12 protein-coding genes are annotated in these 16,785 nt (G+C 41.5%); 10 read left to right on the top strand and 2 right to left on the bottom strand.

Annotated features, from left to right (window positions below; translation table 11 throughout):
- Nucleotides 1-163 precede the first annotated feature (163 nt).
- A complete protein-coding gene (gene ade, locus LF817_RS10030) occupies nucleotides 164-1,936 on the top strand; it encodes an adenine deaminase (RefSeq protein ID WP_253935671.1) in 1,773 nt (590 codons plus the stop codon).
- A gap of 77 nt (nucleotides 1,937-2,013) precedes the next feature.
- Complete coding sequence (locus LF817_RS10025; RefSeq protein ID WP_253935670.1) at nucleotides 2,014-3,435, top strand: hypothetical protein; 1,422 nt, start codon at nucleotides 2,014-2,016, stop codon at nucleotides 3,433-3,435.
- Between the two features lie 185 nt (nucleotides 3,436-3,620).
- On the opposite strand, the gene LF817_RS10020 is transcribed toward LF817_RS10025, so the two are convergent.
- A complete protein-coding gene (locus LF817_RS10020) occupies nucleotides 3,621-5,192 on the bottom strand; it encodes a sensor domain-containing phosphodiesterase (protein ID WP_253935669.1) in 1,572 nt (523 codons plus the stop codon).
- Between the two features lie 188 nt (nucleotides 5,193-5,380).
- On the opposite strand from LF817_RS10020, the gene dhaK reads away from it, so the two are divergent.
- From dhaK to LF817_RS10000, 4 genes are all read left to right on the top strand, one after another.
- A complete protein-coding gene (gene dhaK, locus LF817_RS10015; RefSeq protein ID WP_253935668.1) occupies nucleotides 5,381-6,376 on the top strand; it encodes a dihydroxyacetone kinase subunit DhaK in 996 nt (331 codons plus the stop codon).
- Between the two features lie 18 nt (nucleotides 6,377-6,394).
- Nucleotides 6,395-7,012 (top strand): dihydroxyacetone kinase subunit DhaL, encoded by a 618-nt coding sequence (gene dhaL / locus LF817_RS10010; RefSeq protein ID WP_253935667.1) that lies wholly within the window; start codon nucleotides 6,395-6,397, stop codon nucleotides 7,010-7,012.
- 3 nt (nucleotides 7,013-7,015) lie between these two features.
- Nucleotides 7,016-7,396, top strand: coding sequence for a dihydroxyacetone kinase phosphoryl donor subunit DhaM (gene dhaM, locus LF817_RS10005; RefSeq protein ID WP_253935666.1), 381 nt, complete (start codon nucleotides 7,016-7,018; stop codon nucleotides 7,394-7,396).
- A gap of 215 nt (nucleotides 7,397-7,611) precedes the next feature.
- A complete protein-coding gene (locus tag LF817_RS10000) occupies nucleotides 7,612-9,801 on the top strand; it encodes an FUSC family protein (protein ID WP_253935665.1) in 2,190 nt (729 codons plus the stop codon).
- 26 nt (nucleotides 9,802-9,827) lie between these two features.
- On the opposite strand, the gene LF817_RS09995 is transcribed toward LF817_RS10000, so the two are convergent.
- Nucleotides 9,828-11,870 carry a catalase gene (locus LF817_RS09995; protein WP_253935664.1) on the bottom strand — a complete coding sequence of 681 codons (2,043 nt, stop codon included), beginning with the start codon at nucleotides 11,868-11,870 and terminating at the stop codon, nucleotides 9,828-9,830.
- 273 nt (nucleotides 11,871-12,143) lie between these two features.
- Between LF817_RS09995 and LF817_RS09990 the strand changes: the two genes are divergently transcribed.
- The 4 genes from LF817_RS09990 to LF817_RS09975 all read left to right on the top strand — a co-directional run bounded on the left by LF817_RS09990 (nucleotide 12,144) and on the right by LF817_RS09975 (nucleotide 16,771).
- Entirely contained in the window at nucleotides 12,144-13,166 is a 1,023-nt protein-coding gene (locus LF817_RS09990) for an AimR family lysis-lysogeny pheromone receptor (protein ID WP_253935663.1), read from the top strand.
- A gap of 255 nt (nucleotides 13,167-13,421) precedes the next feature.
- Nucleotides 13,422-13,559, top strand: a complete 138-nt coding sequence (locus LF817_RS09985; RefSeq protein ID WP_253935662.1) for a hypothetical protein — start codon at nucleotides 13,422-13,424, stop codon at nucleotides 13,557-13,559.
- Between the two features lie 270 nt (nucleotides 13,560-13,829).
- Nucleotides 13,830-16,292 carry an alpha-amylase family glycosyl hydrolase gene (locus LF817_RS09980; RefSeq protein WP_253935661.1) on the top strand — a complete coding sequence of 821 codons (2,463 nt, stop codon included), beginning with the start codon at nucleotides 13,830-13,832 and terminating at the stop codon, nucleotides 16,290-16,292.
- Between the two features lie 131 nt (nucleotides 16,293-16,423).
- Nucleotides 16,424-16,771: a YflT domain-containing protein gene (locus LF817_RS09975; protein ID WP_253935660.1), complete on the top strand. Its 348-nt coding sequence runs from the start codon at nucleotides 16,424-16,426 to the stop codon at nucleotides 16,769-16,771.
- Nucleotides 16,772-16,785 lie beyond the last annotated feature (14 nt).

The raw sequence follows: 16,785 nt of genomic DNA, 5'->3' as shown, positions 1-16,785 counted from the left end.
GTGAAGCATGATGTAGATTTACTGATTGACTTCCATCACCTTGCAAGGTAAAGCAACATCATCCATCCTCTTAAAAGAGAATGATGAGTTCGAGCTCTTACTAATTCTCCACAAAATTTGAAAGCATCATGTAAAAAAACAATTTATAAAAGGAGACTTCCCCATGTCCATTTCAATGCAGCAGCGCAAAAACCTGGCAAATACAGCTCTTGGCCACAGAAAGGCAGACACTGTTATTACCAATGGCATCCTTGTGAACGTTCATACAAAGGAGTACGAAAAAGAAAAAGATATTGCTATTACCGACGGATGCATCGCTTTTATCGGGGATTGCTCCTCATTGATCGGTGTCGAAACCGTAGTGATTGATGCGAAAGGTAAATATATTACACCCGGTCTCATCGACGGCCATATGCATGTAGAAAGTACGATGCTCAGTGTCACCGAGTTCGCCAAAGCCGCCATTAAAAAAGGAACGACCACGGTTTTTATGGACCCTCATGAAATTGCTAATGTCTTCGGTTTAGAAGGGGTCCGCTGGATGCACGAAGAAGGACAGCACCTACCCTTGCGCGTATTTACTACGGTACCTTCCTGCGTACCTGCAACTGATACACTGGAAGATGCAGGCGCCGAATTGCTCCCAGAGCATGTGGAAGAAGCGTTAGGGTGGAAAAACGTAGCCGGTTTAGGTGAAGTCATGAACTTCCCAGGGGTCGTCTACGGCGACCACAAGATGACGACTGAAATTGAAGCGACAATACAATCAGGGAAAACCGTGACGGGGCATATACCTGCTGAAGACCCTAAAATGCTTCAAGCCTATGCAGCATCAGGCGTAACTTCATGTCATGAAACGGTGACTAGAGAACAAGCCCTGGTGAAATTGCGGATTGGAATGCATCTCATGATCCGGGAAGGGTCAGCCTGGCAGGATGTGAAACAATTGGCCCCGGTCATTACAGAGGATCATATGCCTACAGAAAACATGTCGCTCATCACTGATGATGTATATCCACAGACGCTGACAAACCAGGGTCACCTTAATCACGTTGTTCGTAAGGCGATTCAAGAAGGGATCGATCCTTCCACAGCAATTCAGTTGGCGACTATTAATATTGCAAATTATTTCAATTATGGAAATGAGCTTGGAAGCATAGCTCCTGGCAAAAGAGCTGATGTACTTTTAATAGAAGAATTAGAAAAAGTTGACCCGAGTACCGTAATCGTCGGCGGTGATATCATTTATGATAACGGCCAATATCAAGTCGATTTCCCAGCCTACACATATCCCGAAAAAGCTAAAAACTCTGTTCACCTTAAAGAACCTTTAAAAGCCGAGGACTTCTTTGCTAAAAGCATCCAGTCCCATGAAACAGAGGTGAATGTTATAGAGGCGGTTGAAAATAATGCGAGGACTGTTAAATCGCATGCCCTGCTCCTTGTAGAGAACGGGGTGATACAGATAGACCAAGAGCAGGATGTCATCCGTCTCTCCTGCATCGACCGTCACCACCGGTCAGGGGAAATTTCCAATGCTTTCGTAAAGGGTTTTTCTATTAAAAAAGGAGCTGTTGCTTCCACTGTAGCCCATGATAGTCATAATTTACTTGTCATGGGTGTGAATGAGGAAGATATGGCTATAGCTGCCAATCAATTAGCGAAGATCGGTGGAGGAATGATCGTTGTTGAGAATGGTAAAGTACTTGCAGAAGTCCCTCTTCCAATTGCCGGACTTATGTCAGATCAGCCTTTGGAGACTGTAACCGACCAAGTGGTGAAATTAGAAAAAGCCTGGGCACAGATTGGCTGCAAAATGAATGCTCCCTTTATGACTTTCTCTTTAATTGCACTTCCCGTCATTCCAAGCTTGCGCATCACGAATCGCGGGCTTGCTGATGTAGAAACCTTTGAGTTAATTCCTTTAGAAAGGTAGACACCCACCTTTTGGGAATGGCATAGGTTATTCCTAGACCCTCTGTATTTATAAGATGGTCCAGGAGGCGATGGGTCGTGGAACTGACCGTTTCCCATTGGTTATATGGGTTCTTCACATTCCTTATCATCCTAACGATGATATTTCGAAAAGGCGTCGTATTTCCGACGTTAGTTGGCACATTTTTCGTTGCGTGGGTATTCAGTGGAAATTTGATAGGTGGGTTTACGGCTATATTCAATGCAAATTTAGTAGCGGCACGTGAATTATTCAACATCTTTTTAATCATTACGTTTATGGTCGCTCTTTTGCATTCCTTAAAAGACCTTGGGGCTGACCGAAGGATGATTGAGCCTATCCAGAAGGTGATGATCAATAGCCATGTTTCATTTTTTGTATTAATAGCGGTAACCTATGTCATTTCGCTGTTCTTTTGGCCTACTCCTGCTGTTCCGCTTATCTGTGCACTGCTTGTGCCGGCCGCAATTAAATCTGGCCTGCCTGCAATGAGTGCCGCAGCGGCCGTTGCGCTTGCCGGTCAAGGAATGGCGCTATCTTCGGACTACATTGTTCAGGTCGCGCCTGGCTTATCAGCAAAATCAGCTGGTGTTTCCACTTCAGCTGTTATGGACCAAGCGCTTATCCTATCCTTGATTACAGGAGCTGTTGCGATTGGGACGGCCTACCTACTGCAACGCAACTCTTTCCGTGTAAGGACGGATCCTCGTAATGAGCTGGAGATCCAATCGATGCAGGGATTGAAAAACCAACACCACAGTCAAAACAAAAACTTGCACATATGGAGCAAAACATTCGCAGTAATCGTTCCTCTGTCCATGCTTGCCGTTATGCTATATATGGTTTCTACAAAGCTGACCGCTGGTCGTATGGGAGGATTTGAAGGCGGGGATGGGGCCGCCTTCATCGGCGGCGTAGCCGTTATTTTACTGTTACTTTCAACCGTTGCTTTTGGCAAGCACCGTGCTCTCGATTATATTAGTGATCATATTACGGAAGGTTTCGTTTTTGCGTTCAAGGCAATGGGTCCTGTCATTCCGATCGCGGGCTTCTTTTTTCTTGGGAGTCCAGATTTTTCTGGCGATATCTTATCCGTTTCTGAAGCCGCAGGACCGGCTCTTTTATTCGATCTAGTCCAGTCCACTCATGATATGGTTCCTCAAAATGCATTTTTAGCAGCTTTCAGCATTTTAATTATTGGAATCATCACAGGGCTCGACGGTTCAGGTTTTTCAGGGTTACCTTTGACTGGAGCACTGGCTGCCTCACTTGCCAACAGTGAGATCGATCCTGTTACACTCGCTGCTATAGGTCAAATGGGATCGATTTGGACAGGTGGAGGAACCATTATCGCATGGTCCTCTTTAATAGCAATTGCTGGATTTTGCGGTGTATCAGTCATGGATTTAGTACGGAAAAATTTTGCTCCGGTCATAATCGGACTTGTCGTTTCTACTTTTCTTGCCATGTTCATATTTTGAAGGAGCTGGCTTCTGCATTGGAAGCCAGCTTATTTTACATGGGGAATGTTTCTTGACTAATGTATGTAATCGTGGATAAACAAAACAAATTAAAAGTCCAGGGTAGACCGGACACTTTCCAAACGGATACCTGACAATGGAGTATTAAATGACTCATTAATGAACAAGATCTTTTCGTAATCTGATCAGAACTTCCCCTGATCCCTGACGACGATGACCGCATGAGTCATTTCGTTGTTCTGCCCTAGAACAGGTGTCCCTCTTGCTTCTACATCCACCCATCTTCCATCGATGTGTTTGTAGCGGTAATTTGCTCGTTGAACTTGTTTAGTCGCCACCATTTCTTTGAATTTGTTGTAGACCCTCTCTGAATCTTCCGGATGAATAAAATCGAAAATTTGCTCTCCGAAATAGCCATCAGACGTATACCCAAGCATTTTTTCATGGGAAGGGGAGGCGTACTCCACAATCCCTTTCCTGTTGATGACTTTGATTAGATCTGTGATGTTATCAGCGATAAAGCGATATTTTGATTCGCTTTTACGCAACGCTTCTTCCGTTTTCTTTCTTTCTGTAATATCCACGCTCGACCCTATCACTTCAATGATCTCTCCGCCTCTGCTGATCGGTCTCAGGGAAGAAATATAATGAATACCATTCACTTCGGCTTCATAAGTGACTCTTTTGGATCCGCTCCACGCTTTTTCATAATAAGCGGTCTTTTCCTCCGCCACTTCTTTCGGAAGGAATTCTTTCATCTCCCTTCCTACGACATGCTCAGGTGTCAGTCCCATTCGATAAAGTAATTCTCCATCACATAAAGTATGAATGAATTTACCGTCACGTTTGACGAATTTAAGAATCATGCCTTGTTGTTTACGAACCGTTTCCAAAAGCTCCTGGCGAGCCATTTGTAATTCTTCTTCCATCCATTTTTTGTACGTGACATTTGAAGGTAGACCATGCTCTTCAATAACACGGTCGACAATGTGCATCTTCCTCACAAACTCTTGAGCAGGAACAGGCTTACTAAACAAAAAACCCTGAGCTTCATTACATAAATTCCGCTGTAAGAAAGCAACATGTCCTTTTTGCTCAACTCCTTCGGCTACCACTTCAAAATTGAGCTGATGAGCCATGACGATCATTGTTTTTACAAGCGTGGCATCGTTATTATCCTGTGTGCAATTCTGGATGAAAGATTGGTCGATTTTGATTTTATCAATCGGAAGGTTTTTCAAATAATGAAGGGAACTATACCCTTTTCCAAAGTCATCAAGGCTTATTTGAACCCCCATAGCTTTCAATTCCCGCAGTACTTTATTCGCAACATCTATATCCATCATCATACTTTCAGTTATTTCCATCTCAAGACATCCAGGGTCAATTCCTGTTTCTTTCAGAACATCTCGAACCCTGTCGATAAGGTCCGGCTGGTAAAACTGCCTGACAGACAAGTTTACAGACATGATAATTGGAAACAAACCCTTCTCCCGCCATTCCCTGACTTGATAGCATGCTGTTTTAAGCACCCAGTCTCCAATCGGAATGATCAAGCCTGAAGCTTCAGCTTCCGGTATGAATTGCCCTGGAGGCATCAGTCCGTACTTGGGATGTTCCCATCGTATTAAAGCTTCTGCACCTGTTATTTTTCCTGTTGTCAAATCAACTTTCGGCTGATAATACAATCGAAATTCGTTGGATTTTAATGCTTGCTTAATTGTGTGTTCATTAACAAGGTGAGACGGATCATCCATTGTTTAATACCCTCCTTAACAGTCCTTTATTATTATATCGGTCAATCTTTTACGCTGCTTAGCTTTTTACTAATAAATATATAACTTAATCACGAATTGATTCGTAATTCCTCAAATTTTGTAATAAAATGAAAGCGTATACTTTATTCAGAATATGAGCCAAGCCAAAACAAAAAGGAGAGGTTCAATTGAAAAAGATCGTTAACAATCCAGAATATGTTGTACGGGATATGCTAGAAGGGTTGATAGCTGCTCATCCTGACTCGCTTAAACAAATCCCGGAAACTACAGTCGTCGCAAGTAAAGATGCTCCCTTACAGAATAAAGTAGGGATAGTCAGTGGCGGAGGAAGCGGACATGAGCCTGCTCATGCAGGCTATATTGGAGACGGGATGCTGGATGCAGCGGTTTGTGGGGAGATGTTCACTTCTCCGACCCCGGATCAAGTCTTTGAAGGCATTAAAGCGGCCGACGGAGGCGCAGGGGTTTTCCTTGTAATCAAAAATTATACTGGAGACGTCATGAATTTTGATATGGCTGCTGAACTGGCGGAAGCCGAAGGCATTGAGGTTGAGAAAATTGTCGTAAATGATGATGTTGCCGTTGAAGACAGTTCTTTCACAACTGGACGCCGCGGCATAGCTGGGACAATTTTTGTTCATAAAATTGCTGGAGCTAAAGCAGCTGCCGGCGGATCACTGCAGGAAGTCAAGAACATAGCAGAAAAGGTTACAGCCAATGTACGATCCATGGGGGTGGCACTTACTCCTTGCACTGTGCCGGCAGCGGGTAAACCAAGCTTCGTTTTAGAAGATGACGAAATGGAGATTGGCATTGGAATACACGGCGAGCCGGGCATTGAAAGGAAAAGAGTTACTTCTGCAGACGAAATTGCTGAAGAGCTTACGAACAAAGTACTTGAAGACATTGAGTTCAACACGGGCGATGATGTAGCACTCATCGTTAATGGAATGGGCGCCACTCCAGAAATGGAGTTGTATATTTTAAATAAAAAAGTGAATGAAATTTTATTAGAACGTGGTTTGAATATTCATAAAACCTTTGTAGGAAATTACATGACGTCCCTTGAGATGTCTGGATGCTCAGTCACACTCCTGAAGCTGGACGAAGAAATGAAACCTTTGCTTGATGCTGAATCGAGTGCACCGGCTTTCCGTATCTGATATGAAAGGAGAATAATTATGGAACTTACGGCTCATGACATCATTACATGGATGAAAAAGACAAATGAAAAAATCCAAAGCAATAAAGAACATTTGACTTCTCTGGATCAAGCAGTCGGAGACGGGGATCACGGTATCAATATGGCTCGCGGTTTTAAAGAAGTCGTAGTCAAACTCGAAGATACCAGCTACGAAAGTGTCTCCGATGCACTTAAAGATACGGCTATGACGTTAATGAGTAAAGTCGGCGGTGCGGCTGGTCCTCTTTATGGTACAGCGTTCCTGAAGCTGTCTACTTCGTTGAAAGGGAAAAGTGCGGATTATACTCATTTCTTGAACGGTTTAGAAGAGTCACTAGCAGGATTGAAGCAGCGCGGGAAGTCACAAGAAGGTGAAAAAACCCTTATTGATGTTTGGTCTCCTGTTATAGAGAAAATGAAGGAAAGTGATGACTTCGATGCAAGTCTACTCAAACATACGGCAGGAGACTCCATGGAAAAAACAAAAGATATAAAAGCTACCAAAGGACGCGCTTCTTATCTAGGTGACCGTTCAATCGGTCATCTAGACCCAGGTTCCGTCTCTTCCTTTTATGTATTTGAAGCTTTAGCTGAAACAATTGAAGGAGGTCGCTAACGCATGGAACCAGCAGGTATCGTACTCATTTCACACAGCGCAAAGGTTGCGGAAGGGATTAAAGAAATCATTCATCAGGTAGCGAAGGATGTGCCTATCGAACTTGCCGGAGGTACGAATGATGGGCGAATCGGGACGGATGTCGAAAAAATACAGACAGCCATCGAACGAGCGCATACTGACAGCGGTGTTTTGCTTATTTACGATTTAGGAAGCGCCATGATGAACGCGGAAGTCGCCGTGGAAATGAGTGAATTCGATGATATTGAAATAGCGAATGCGCCATTATTAGAAGGCGCATACGTAGCGGCTGTAGAATCTGGAATGGGCAAAAGTCTGGCTCAAGTGAAATTAGCTGCTGAACGGGCACTGCAAGAAGACTAGACCGTGGTTTTAGCAGCGTATTTAATTAAATAGGCTATAAAACAATAAATAACCGTCCACTTTTCTTTTGAAAAAGGACGGTTATTTTTATTGTAGCGCTTACTTCTTCTACAATTACTATCGACAAGCACAAAAGGTTGCTTCCTTTCCTCTCGGTGATTATGATAATAGAATAGACGGCTCTACAAGACTAGCAAATAGAGGTTGATCATCCATTGAAGAATTTATTAAAAGAACCCTACTGGTTAAGCCGTTTCCTCGCTTCAGATCCTGGAAGGAAACGGCTTAACCAAGCGGGAAAAGCCACCCTCAGCTTAATCTTCTCGGTTTTTACCGTCCTCATCATTATTAATTGGGCGGATGGTCCTGAACTCACTCCAGCAATCATGGGCGGAATAGCTGGCATGATGGGAATTTTAGTCGTGAGTGACGACACTACGAAACAAAAAAAGGTGACGACTCTCCTACTAAGCTTATCTGCTATTGGAGGCGTTACCTTTGGTTCTCTTTTAGCTTATAACGCATATCTCGTCTCGGCATTGATGATTGCTATCATATTCAGCGCTTTTTATTTCTCGAAATATGGAAGCCGCTTTTTTTCTTTAGGTATGATTGCATTCATGACAGTTTATTTTGCATCGTTTTTAAAATTACCTTCAGAACAATTTCTCTGGTTTTATATGGCGATTTTCATCGGAGTAACTTATGCCTATTTGAATAATTTTATTCTTTTTAAAGGTTCGGCCCAGCTATTAAGGAGAAGCATGAATTCGTTCCATAGACAAGCCAACCTTACGTTCAAACTTCTGATGAAAATGCTGGAAGATCCTTCTACAAGCGACAGATATAACAAGCGGCTTTTGTACAATGTGAAAAAACTGCGCGAATACGCCGGGCACGTATCTGCAGATTTGAATGTGCATGATATTAAAGAATTGTGGCCGGGTCTGACTGCCTCCCAGGTGAAGTTATACGTGTTCGACACGGCTATGTTTGTGGCCACATTAGCAGATTCTCTCACTCAACTTAAAGAAAATGAAGGTTTAGAAGCTACTGACGTGAGACGCCGCTTAGCTAAAGTAGTTTCTTCTCTTCAAAAGGCTGATGTACTTGCAGTGGACTACGATGAAGAGAATTTAAGGGAAGCTCAGATGGCCATCGGTGAACTAAGGTCAATAATAAATGATCTATTCACTCAATATAAGGGCGATCCACAAGGTTGGCACTATCTGTTAAGACGCATCGAATCCACCGCAAACCATGTGACGCGCGCTGCCCTATCTATTCAACAAGTGAAAAATGAAGAACCATTAACCCCCTCTGATGATAAAAAAGATGACCAGGAAGAAGAATCCTCAACAGATCAGGCCGATAAGAAAAAAGGACTTGAACCTACGACTAAAAAAGCGTACCAGGCGCTGGTCGCCGGCTCCATATCGATCGTGGTCGGGTACGCCATCTCTCCCGTTCAGCCTTATTGGGTCGTACTTACTTCGTTCATCGTTTTACTAGGAACACAATCCGTCGGACGCATTTATTTAAAAGGACTGCAGCGATCTATAGGTACCATTATAGGAGCAGTGATCGGATTTTTCTTAGCCAATCTTGTGTCGGGTAATTCCCAATTAGAAGTCTTCCTGCTTTTTGCAGTCGTATTTTTTGCTTTTTATTTATTGACTGTATCCTATACGATGATGAGCCTTTTCATCACGATGCTCATTGCATTTATGTATGATTTAATGCTTGGCGGAATCAGCTTTTCCTTGCTGACTGCCCGTGTTGTTGACACGATTGCAGGTGCAGGTATCGCTCTTATAGTTTCATCTTTTCTTTTTCCGACACAGACGAGAGACAAGGTATACGAAACCTTCAGCGAATATTTAGAAGAACTCGATATTTATATGACTCAATACATCCGCAGTTTTACAGAAGAGATTAATATTAAGGAGCTAGCCGATCAGGCTTTTACGCTTGACGAAAAACTGCAAGCCGTTTTAGATGAAGCGGAGCCGATTATGCAGCACCCGGCTACCCGCCGTCATTCTGAACTGCCGAGATGGGTCACTATATTTACAGCTATCAACTATTACGCCGACCATTTAGTAGCCTCCTCTTACCTCAAAAACATAGGCTATCCTGAACAAGTTCGTCAAACCTTTCCAACATTAGAAAATCATATTTCCCACAACATCACAACTATAAAGAAGATATTGGATGGAGATCAGACGGGTGGAACTTTATACACTTTACAAGAGGAACGAGAGCTAATTGAACGCGGCGCACCCTTGGAAGAGCAGCACTATATAGACCTCGTACATCATGTTTACTATATTTGGCGCGTGAACCAATCGCTTCTATTACTTGGTGAAAAGTTAGGCGCATCTCAAACAGAAAAATCCTTGTAGAAAAGAAATCTACAAGGATTTTTCATTTATACGAGCTGTCTGCTCCAGTGACGATGCTCAGCGATCGCTTCCGTAAACTCTTTAACAAAAGCTTGCGCATCATCTCCGTGAACAACACCTGGACTGTTTGTGATCTTCGCTTCTTCCAGCCACTTCTTACCGTGATGTGTCGCCCCGATCGGCTTGAAATGAGAGAAAGCTTCATTGATAAAGTACATGGCATCTTTATGTGTTTTCTCACTTACCCGACTACCGCCCACAGCATATATAGCATCGAAAAGGACAGACTCACCAGTCAAGAACGTGTGGTCCACTTTCACGTCTGCACCATCATCACCTTTCAGGGTTCCTAACTTATCACTTACGATTTCTGGCTGGATGCCCTTTCCTTTCAGTCCATCCAGGATTGAACTGACTTCTGAACCATCAAAACCTTCAGCTATTAAAACAGCTACTGTACGAGTTTGAGGTTTTTTGTTCGTATTTTCCTGACTTAATGCTGGAGAAGATTTTGTTACACCAGACCCGCCAGTCTGCGGAATCTCAGCACCAATATTTTCAGCAAATGCCTGTGCTAATTCAAGACTGACATTGGCGTACATATCGACCACCTGCTGCTGGATAGAAGAGTTTTTCACTTTACCTAATTCAAAACTGAACGCCTGAATGATATGATCTTTCTCCGCATCACTCATACTGTTCCAAAAAAGTGTAGCTTGAGAAAAGTGATCTTTGAAGCTCTCACTTCTTGCTCTTACTTTACGGCCTTCCACTTTCTCCTGGTAATGAACATAACCACCTTCTTCCTCAGTAGACGTTTCCGGAGTATTATTCGCCAACGAGTTCTTATGATAACTAACCGGCCCCTTATTGATGGTCATTCTTCCATATCCGTCACGCTGATTATTATGGAAAGGACAAACTGGTCGGTTGATCGGCAGTTCATGAAAGTTAGGTCCACCAAGACGGATTAATTGTGTATCCGTATAGGAGAACAAACGCCCTTGAAGAAGAGGGTCATTTGAAAAATCAATTCCAGGAACGACATTACCCGGATGGAAAGCGACTTGTTCTGTTTCGGCAAACACATTATCCACGTTCCGGTTCAAAGTCATTTTACCGACTATTTTTACTGGGACATCTTCTTCAGGCCAAAGCTTAGTAGGATCTAATATATCAAAATCAAAGCTAAATTCATTTTCTTCTTTGATTACCTGGACTCCAAGCTCATATTCAGGATAATTTCCCGCTTCAATTGATTCATAGAGATCACCTCTGTGGAAATCCGGATCCTTACCATTTATTTTTTGAGCTTCATCCCATACCAGTGAGTGCGTGCCGAGCACTGGCTTCCAGTGGAACTTTACAAAGTGAGCTTCCCCTTGATCGTTGACGAGTCGGAACGTATGGACTCCGAAACCTTCCATCATTCTGAAGCTGCGCGGAATTGCCCGATCCGACATGGTCCACATCACCATATGAGCCGACTCCTGATTATTGGCAACAAAATCCCAAAACGTATCATGAGCCGAAGCTGCCTGCGGCATTTCATTGTGAGGCTCTGGCTTCACTGCATGTACGATATCCGGAAACTTCAGTGCGTCTTGAATGAAAAACACAGGAATATTGTTTCCGACAAGGTCATAATTTCCCTCTTCCGTATAAAACTTTGTTGCGAACCCGCGGGCATCACGTACAGCTTCTGCAGACCCTTTATTACCAGCAACGGTAGAAAATCTTACAAAGACAGGAGTCTTAACTGATGGATCCTGCAGGAATCCAGCTCTAGTATATTCCTTCATTGATTCATATACTTGAAACTCGCCGTGAGCAGCAAAGCCCCGGGCATGTACGATTCTTTCAGGAATTCTTTCGTGGTCAAAGTGCGTCATTTTCTCCCGGAAGTGAAAGTCTTCCATTAATGTAGGGCCGCGCTCTCCCGCTTTTAGTGAAAACTCATCTTCAGATACTTTTGTTCCATGGTTGGTCGTCATTTTCTTTCCGCGATCGTCTGTGCGAAATTTCTCCAGCTGTTTATCTTTCTTATTCTGCTCATTGTTTTTTCCCATAGAATGTAAACCTCCTGAAATGGTTAATTATGTATATTAAATACTATATTTATATACCACTACTTCCTTATACCTAAACTGCCTTATATTAAAATTAAACAATATTCAGAAAAATATAATACTGTCTGTTAAACTAAATAAGTCATATTTACTATGACAGTCTTACATTTGCAAGTAAAATATACAGTTTAAGGAGACATTTTTCTTTATTTTCCCAATAATTCATATATAATTAAAGGAACAATGTAAATGAGTAAATAGGGAGGGTCGATCATGGGGTGTCATAATCTTATAGAACCAAGTCCGATTACACAGATTCAAATAAAACAAACTTCTACTGTTTATAAGACGTATCATCAGCTATTGAAGGCCCATTCTCGAACCGAAGCTACCACCTTAGTCAAGGATTATTGCTTGAACACCTCTCCAAAGACTTTTGAAGACCGATTAGCCTACCTGGAATTTCTGTACATGAACGATTTTTATCAAGAAGCAGAATCACTGCTTAACACTGAGACGTTCACAGATGAAGCGACAGCTCTTTATCAGATTTTATTAGACAGGAAGAAATCCCCTCTTACTTATCAGCAGCTCCGCAAATTGGAGTCGCTTGAATTTCAGCATCCTTCAACTCAATGCTTACACTTTTTCACGATTGTTTACGGGTATTATGATTTAAAAAGATTTACCGGGCTCGATAAGTATATGGAAGACTGTTTTGAATCATTAAACAAAGTGAACGAACCCTTATTTCATTATTTTATGAAGTTAAGATTCGAAGAGTTAGCCTTTCAGCATTATTGGAAGACTAATAATATACTCTTAGCAAAAAAGCATGCCTACAAATACTTGAATAAAGTAATATCTCCCCACCAATTATGTAAAATGAACCACATCCTCGCTTTATGTCATGTTTTTGACAGTTTCGAGTATTCTTTCGAATACGCTCAAACTGCTTTAAAAATCGCAAAGGATTATGAATTGGAATCATCCATCAATTCTATTGAAAACCACACCATTCCGTTTATATGTGCTTTCCATCAGCGAACAGAACATATTACCACTGCAGATCCAATTGAAACGGCTCATTTGGCCATAGCCGACCGTGATTTTAAAAAGGCTCAACACATTCTGCTTCCTCTTAAAAATCCAACCCCTTTTCAACAAACTTACTTGGGTGTCGCTACAAATAGTAAAGAAATGCTTATAAGTGCCCATGAAAGATTCAAACATGAGAATGGTGATCTATTTTTCGCCAATCTGCCTATCCATTATTTAAATCGATATTTATTTTAGAAAAATCACGTTTCTCCTTATCGTGATTTTTTATTTCAATCATTTTATTTTATTAATATAGTGTTATAATGGCTCTAAATACCAGTTATATTTTTATACAGCCATCAATACTCCAACCTCACATCCTCGTTTAACGCCGTCATAAAGATTTAAAACCATCCCAGACCCAGTACAATAGTCGCTCCCTTGTATTTAATTCAAAATAGCAAGACCTGGATTTTCTACTTCAATAAAATACAATACAGGAGGTTTGTAATGAAATCTTTAATGCTGTCCATTCTGTTGCTTGTTTTATTGTTCGGTGCCTCAGCTACTGAAGAAACTGAGTATTCAAAGGACCCAGGGGATCCGGGAATGGGGTCTATTAAAGGTATTTATTATGTAACACTATAGATTTAAACTTCAATGCTGACTTAAAAAGGTATATCCTTATGCAGGATATACCTTCAGCTCGTGTAGAGATATTAGAATTTTATGTATAAATCTTCTTGATTGTGTCTTGAAAGTAGACTGCGCTTCTTTCTTGAACAGCGGCAGAGTAAGAAGAAAAGTTAAGTTAAAGTATCACCTCTATATACAAAGATGACTCCATTATACTATATACATTTTCTTGAAACCCCTGTAATATGAAAGCGATTACAAAAAAGAAGAAGGGATGATATTTTGAAGAAATTACTTGTATCTATCGGGATTATCATTTTTTTATTGCCTTTTGCGCAATCGATTGCACAATCGACAATAAGTGCTCAGGACCATGTTTATGAATCAGTAGTTGTCAGAGGAAGTGCTGATTCTTTGGATTGGAGCTCTGACAATAACCCACTTACATACGACGAAGAAGAAGGCACCTGGGTAAGTGAACCCATTGATTTAAAGGGCGGAAAAAATGTAGAGTTCAAGTACGTATATGACGGGAACTGGATGGAAGGAAGCAACTTGGAATTCACTCCTCCACAGGATGGAAAGTATACATTTGTCTTTGATCCAAAAGAGGAACGTAAAGTTAACGTTAAGCTTGCCGATACTTCAAGTGGAAGTCTGACTTTGGAAGTTAAAGTACCATCTGGAACTCCTGATTGGGTAGTACCGACTTTAGCTTCAAACAAAAACGACTTCAATTACACGGCAAGTCCACTTGAAAAATCTGGAGAGGATACTTACAAAATTGAGGTTAAAGGAGAAGCTGGAGAGACTCTGGAATATAAGTACAGTTTAGGTGGAGAGTCATATCAGGAAAAAATAGAGGCATCTCGAGAAGCAATTTTTACAACGGATAATAAAGTTTACAAGGACGAAGTTAAAGAATGGGAGAACATTCCCGTAGCGGACAAAGTAACACATAATTTCAACCATGACCCATATACACCAGACAAACATGATGAAACTACCATCAAAGTGACGGTTGAACATTACGGTCCTATTGATCAAGGAGCAGTCTACTACACTACCGATGGGTCAACGCCAGAAGGAACTCGGGGGAGCGTATCTAACGGAGAAGTCTCTCCACTAAAAATAAAAAATATTGAAACGAATGAGGATGGGTTGCAAACTAGTCTTTTAGAAGCAACCATTCCAAAACAAAAAAATAATACTCGTGTGAAATATAAAACTGATGTTTGGGATTCTGCAAGTAAAGGATCACAGTTTGCTGATAACAACTCCCTGAGCTCTGAAGACGCTACGGAGTTCGCGTACTATGTGGAAGATTACAAGTCACCTGAATGGGCTAAAGAATCTATGATTTATCAAGTGTTTGTAGACCGTTTCCGTGATGGTGATGAAAGTAATAACACTTCTGTTGACCCTTCCCTTCCCGAAGATGAACGTTTAAAAGGATGGATGGGCGGAGATCTTCAAGGGGTTATTGAGAAGTTAGATTATATTGAAAGTCTTGGGGTCAATACAATATGGGTCTCACCTATTTACGAGGGTCCTTACTCACATGGTTATCACCCTACAGATTTCCTCAATATTGACGAGCGATTTGGAAGTAACGAGCTGATGAAACAATTAGTAGATGCAGCTCATGAGAAAGATATGAAAGTCGTTTATGACCTCGTACCTAATCACGTTTCCGATCAACATGAATTCTTTCAGGATGCCGTCAGCAAAGGGGAAAGCAGCTCGTATTATGATTGGTTCACTTTTCTAAAATGGCCGGAAGAGTATGAAACATTTTACGATGTAAAAGAATTACCAGAATTGAATAACGACCATTCAGAAACCAGAGACTACATGCTTAATACTGTCGTACCATTTTGGATGGATGAAATTGGTGTAGATGGGTTCCGCTTAGATTATGCCAAGGGCCCAAGCTATAGTTTCTGGGTAGATTTCCGTCACGCTGTGAAACAAAATGATGCTGAAGCATTCATCTTCGGAGAAGTTTGGGATGATCTGGATAAAATTAATTCTTACTCCGGAAAACTTGACGGGGCAATTGACTTCGAAACTCAGTCTGCCATTTCCGATGCATTAATCAATGGAGAAAGCATGAACGAATTCGGCACATCTCTTACAACTATTTTCGATTCGTACCATGAAGAATTCATTCCAGCTACATTCCTGGACAGTCATGACGTTCCACGATTCATTTATGAAGCTGATGGCAGCGTCAACACGATGAAAAACGCGGCTTCGCTGCAATTCACTTTACCAGGGGCCCCTATCATATATTATGGAAATGAAGTAGGCTTATCACAAAGCGGCGACCATGACCTTGTAGAGGAGTGGAAAGATCGTTATTACCGCGAGATGATGCCTTGGGATGAAGAAGAACAAAACTTAGATTTAAAAGCGCATTATCAGAATTTGACTAAAATCAGGGATGACAATAAAGCTTTGACACACGGAGAATTCAATGTCATCCATTCTAATCAGGACACTCTCGTATATGAACGTACGCTTCCCCAAAATAAAGTAATCGTTGTAGTAAATCAGGGAGACAACAATCAGTCTGTCGAACTGTTTGACCTCTATAATCAACAAACGCCAAACAACGTTCACCTGACTTCTTTATTAGACGGCAAAAAGCTGAAAAGTAAAAAAGGGGAACTTACCATTGAAACTCCCGCAAATTCTGTAGAAATATTTGAAGTGAAAGGCAAACTAAAAGCAGTTAAGTAATAGCAAAGGACAACCTCACTCCTAAGTGAAGCTGTCCTTTTCCATACGAGTGTGCCGATTACTATGTTTCACTTCAGAAAGGATTGGGAATCACAGGTATATAAATCAAACCAATCCAAGGAGTGTATAAAATGCCTTATATTAAGGAATTCACTAATGATGAAAAACTTATGGAAGATATTAAGAAGCTTCAAAATAACGGAATCTCAAGTAAAGAAATTTATGTATTATCCCATGACGATGACCGTACTAACCGTATTGCTGACAATGCGAATGCAAATACGATCGGTCTTTCAGAGCAGGATGTAAAAACCTTTGTAGGAAATATCTTTAATAAACAAGGGGATGAACTCCGTGCTAAGCTTCAGGAAATAGGTTTTTCTGAAGAGGATGCTCACGAATATGAAGAGGACATGGATGAAGGAAAAGTACTTCTGATTGTTACAAGCAATGAGAATGTAGAGCATATCCTCGTATGATTAAAAAAATCTGC

The organism is Halobacillus sp. A1 (assembly GCF_024189295.1).
Classification (GTDB): domain Bacteria; phylum Bacillota; class Bacilli; order Bacillales; family Halobacillaceae; genus Halobacillus_A.
The sequence above is the reverse complement of the archived record's forward strand: the minus strand, read 5'-3'. Positions and strand labels throughout refer to the sequence as shown.

What these genes read in the sequence shown, in the direction of transcription:
- ade (WP_253935671.1), top strand. Translation starts at nt 164, where the DNA reads ATGTCCATTTCAATGCAGCAGCGCAAAAACCTGGCAAATACAGCTCTT.
- LF817_RS10020 (WP_253935669.1), bottom strand. Translation starts at nt 5,192, where the DNA reads ATGGATGATCCGTCTCACCTTGTTAATGAACACACAATTAAGCAAGCA.
- dhaL (WP_253935667.1), top strand. Translation starts at nt 6,395, where the DNA reads ATGGAACTTACGGCTCATGACATCATTACATGGATGAAAAAGACAAAT.
- dhaM (WP_253935666.1), top strand. Translation starts at nt 7,016, where the DNA reads ATGGAACCAGCAGGTATCGTACTCATTTCACACAGCGCAAAGGTTGCG.
- LF817_RS09995 (WP_253935664.1), bottom strand. Translation starts at nt 11,870, where the DNA reads ATGGGAAAAAACAATGAGCAGAATAAGAAAGATAAACAGCTGGAGAAA.
- LF817_RS09990 (WP_253935663.1), top strand. Translation starts at nt 12,144, where the DNA reads ATGGGGTGTCATAATCTTATAGAACCAAGTCCGATTACACAGATTCAA.
- LF817_RS09985 (WP_253935662.1), top strand. Translation starts at nt 13,422, where the DNA reads ATGAAATCTTTAATGCTGTCCATTCTGTTGCTTGTTTTATTGTTCGGT.
- LF817_RS09975 (WP_253935660.1), top strand. Translation starts at nt 16,424, where the DNA reads ATGCCTTATATTAAGGAATTCACTAATGATGAAAAACTTATGGAAGAT.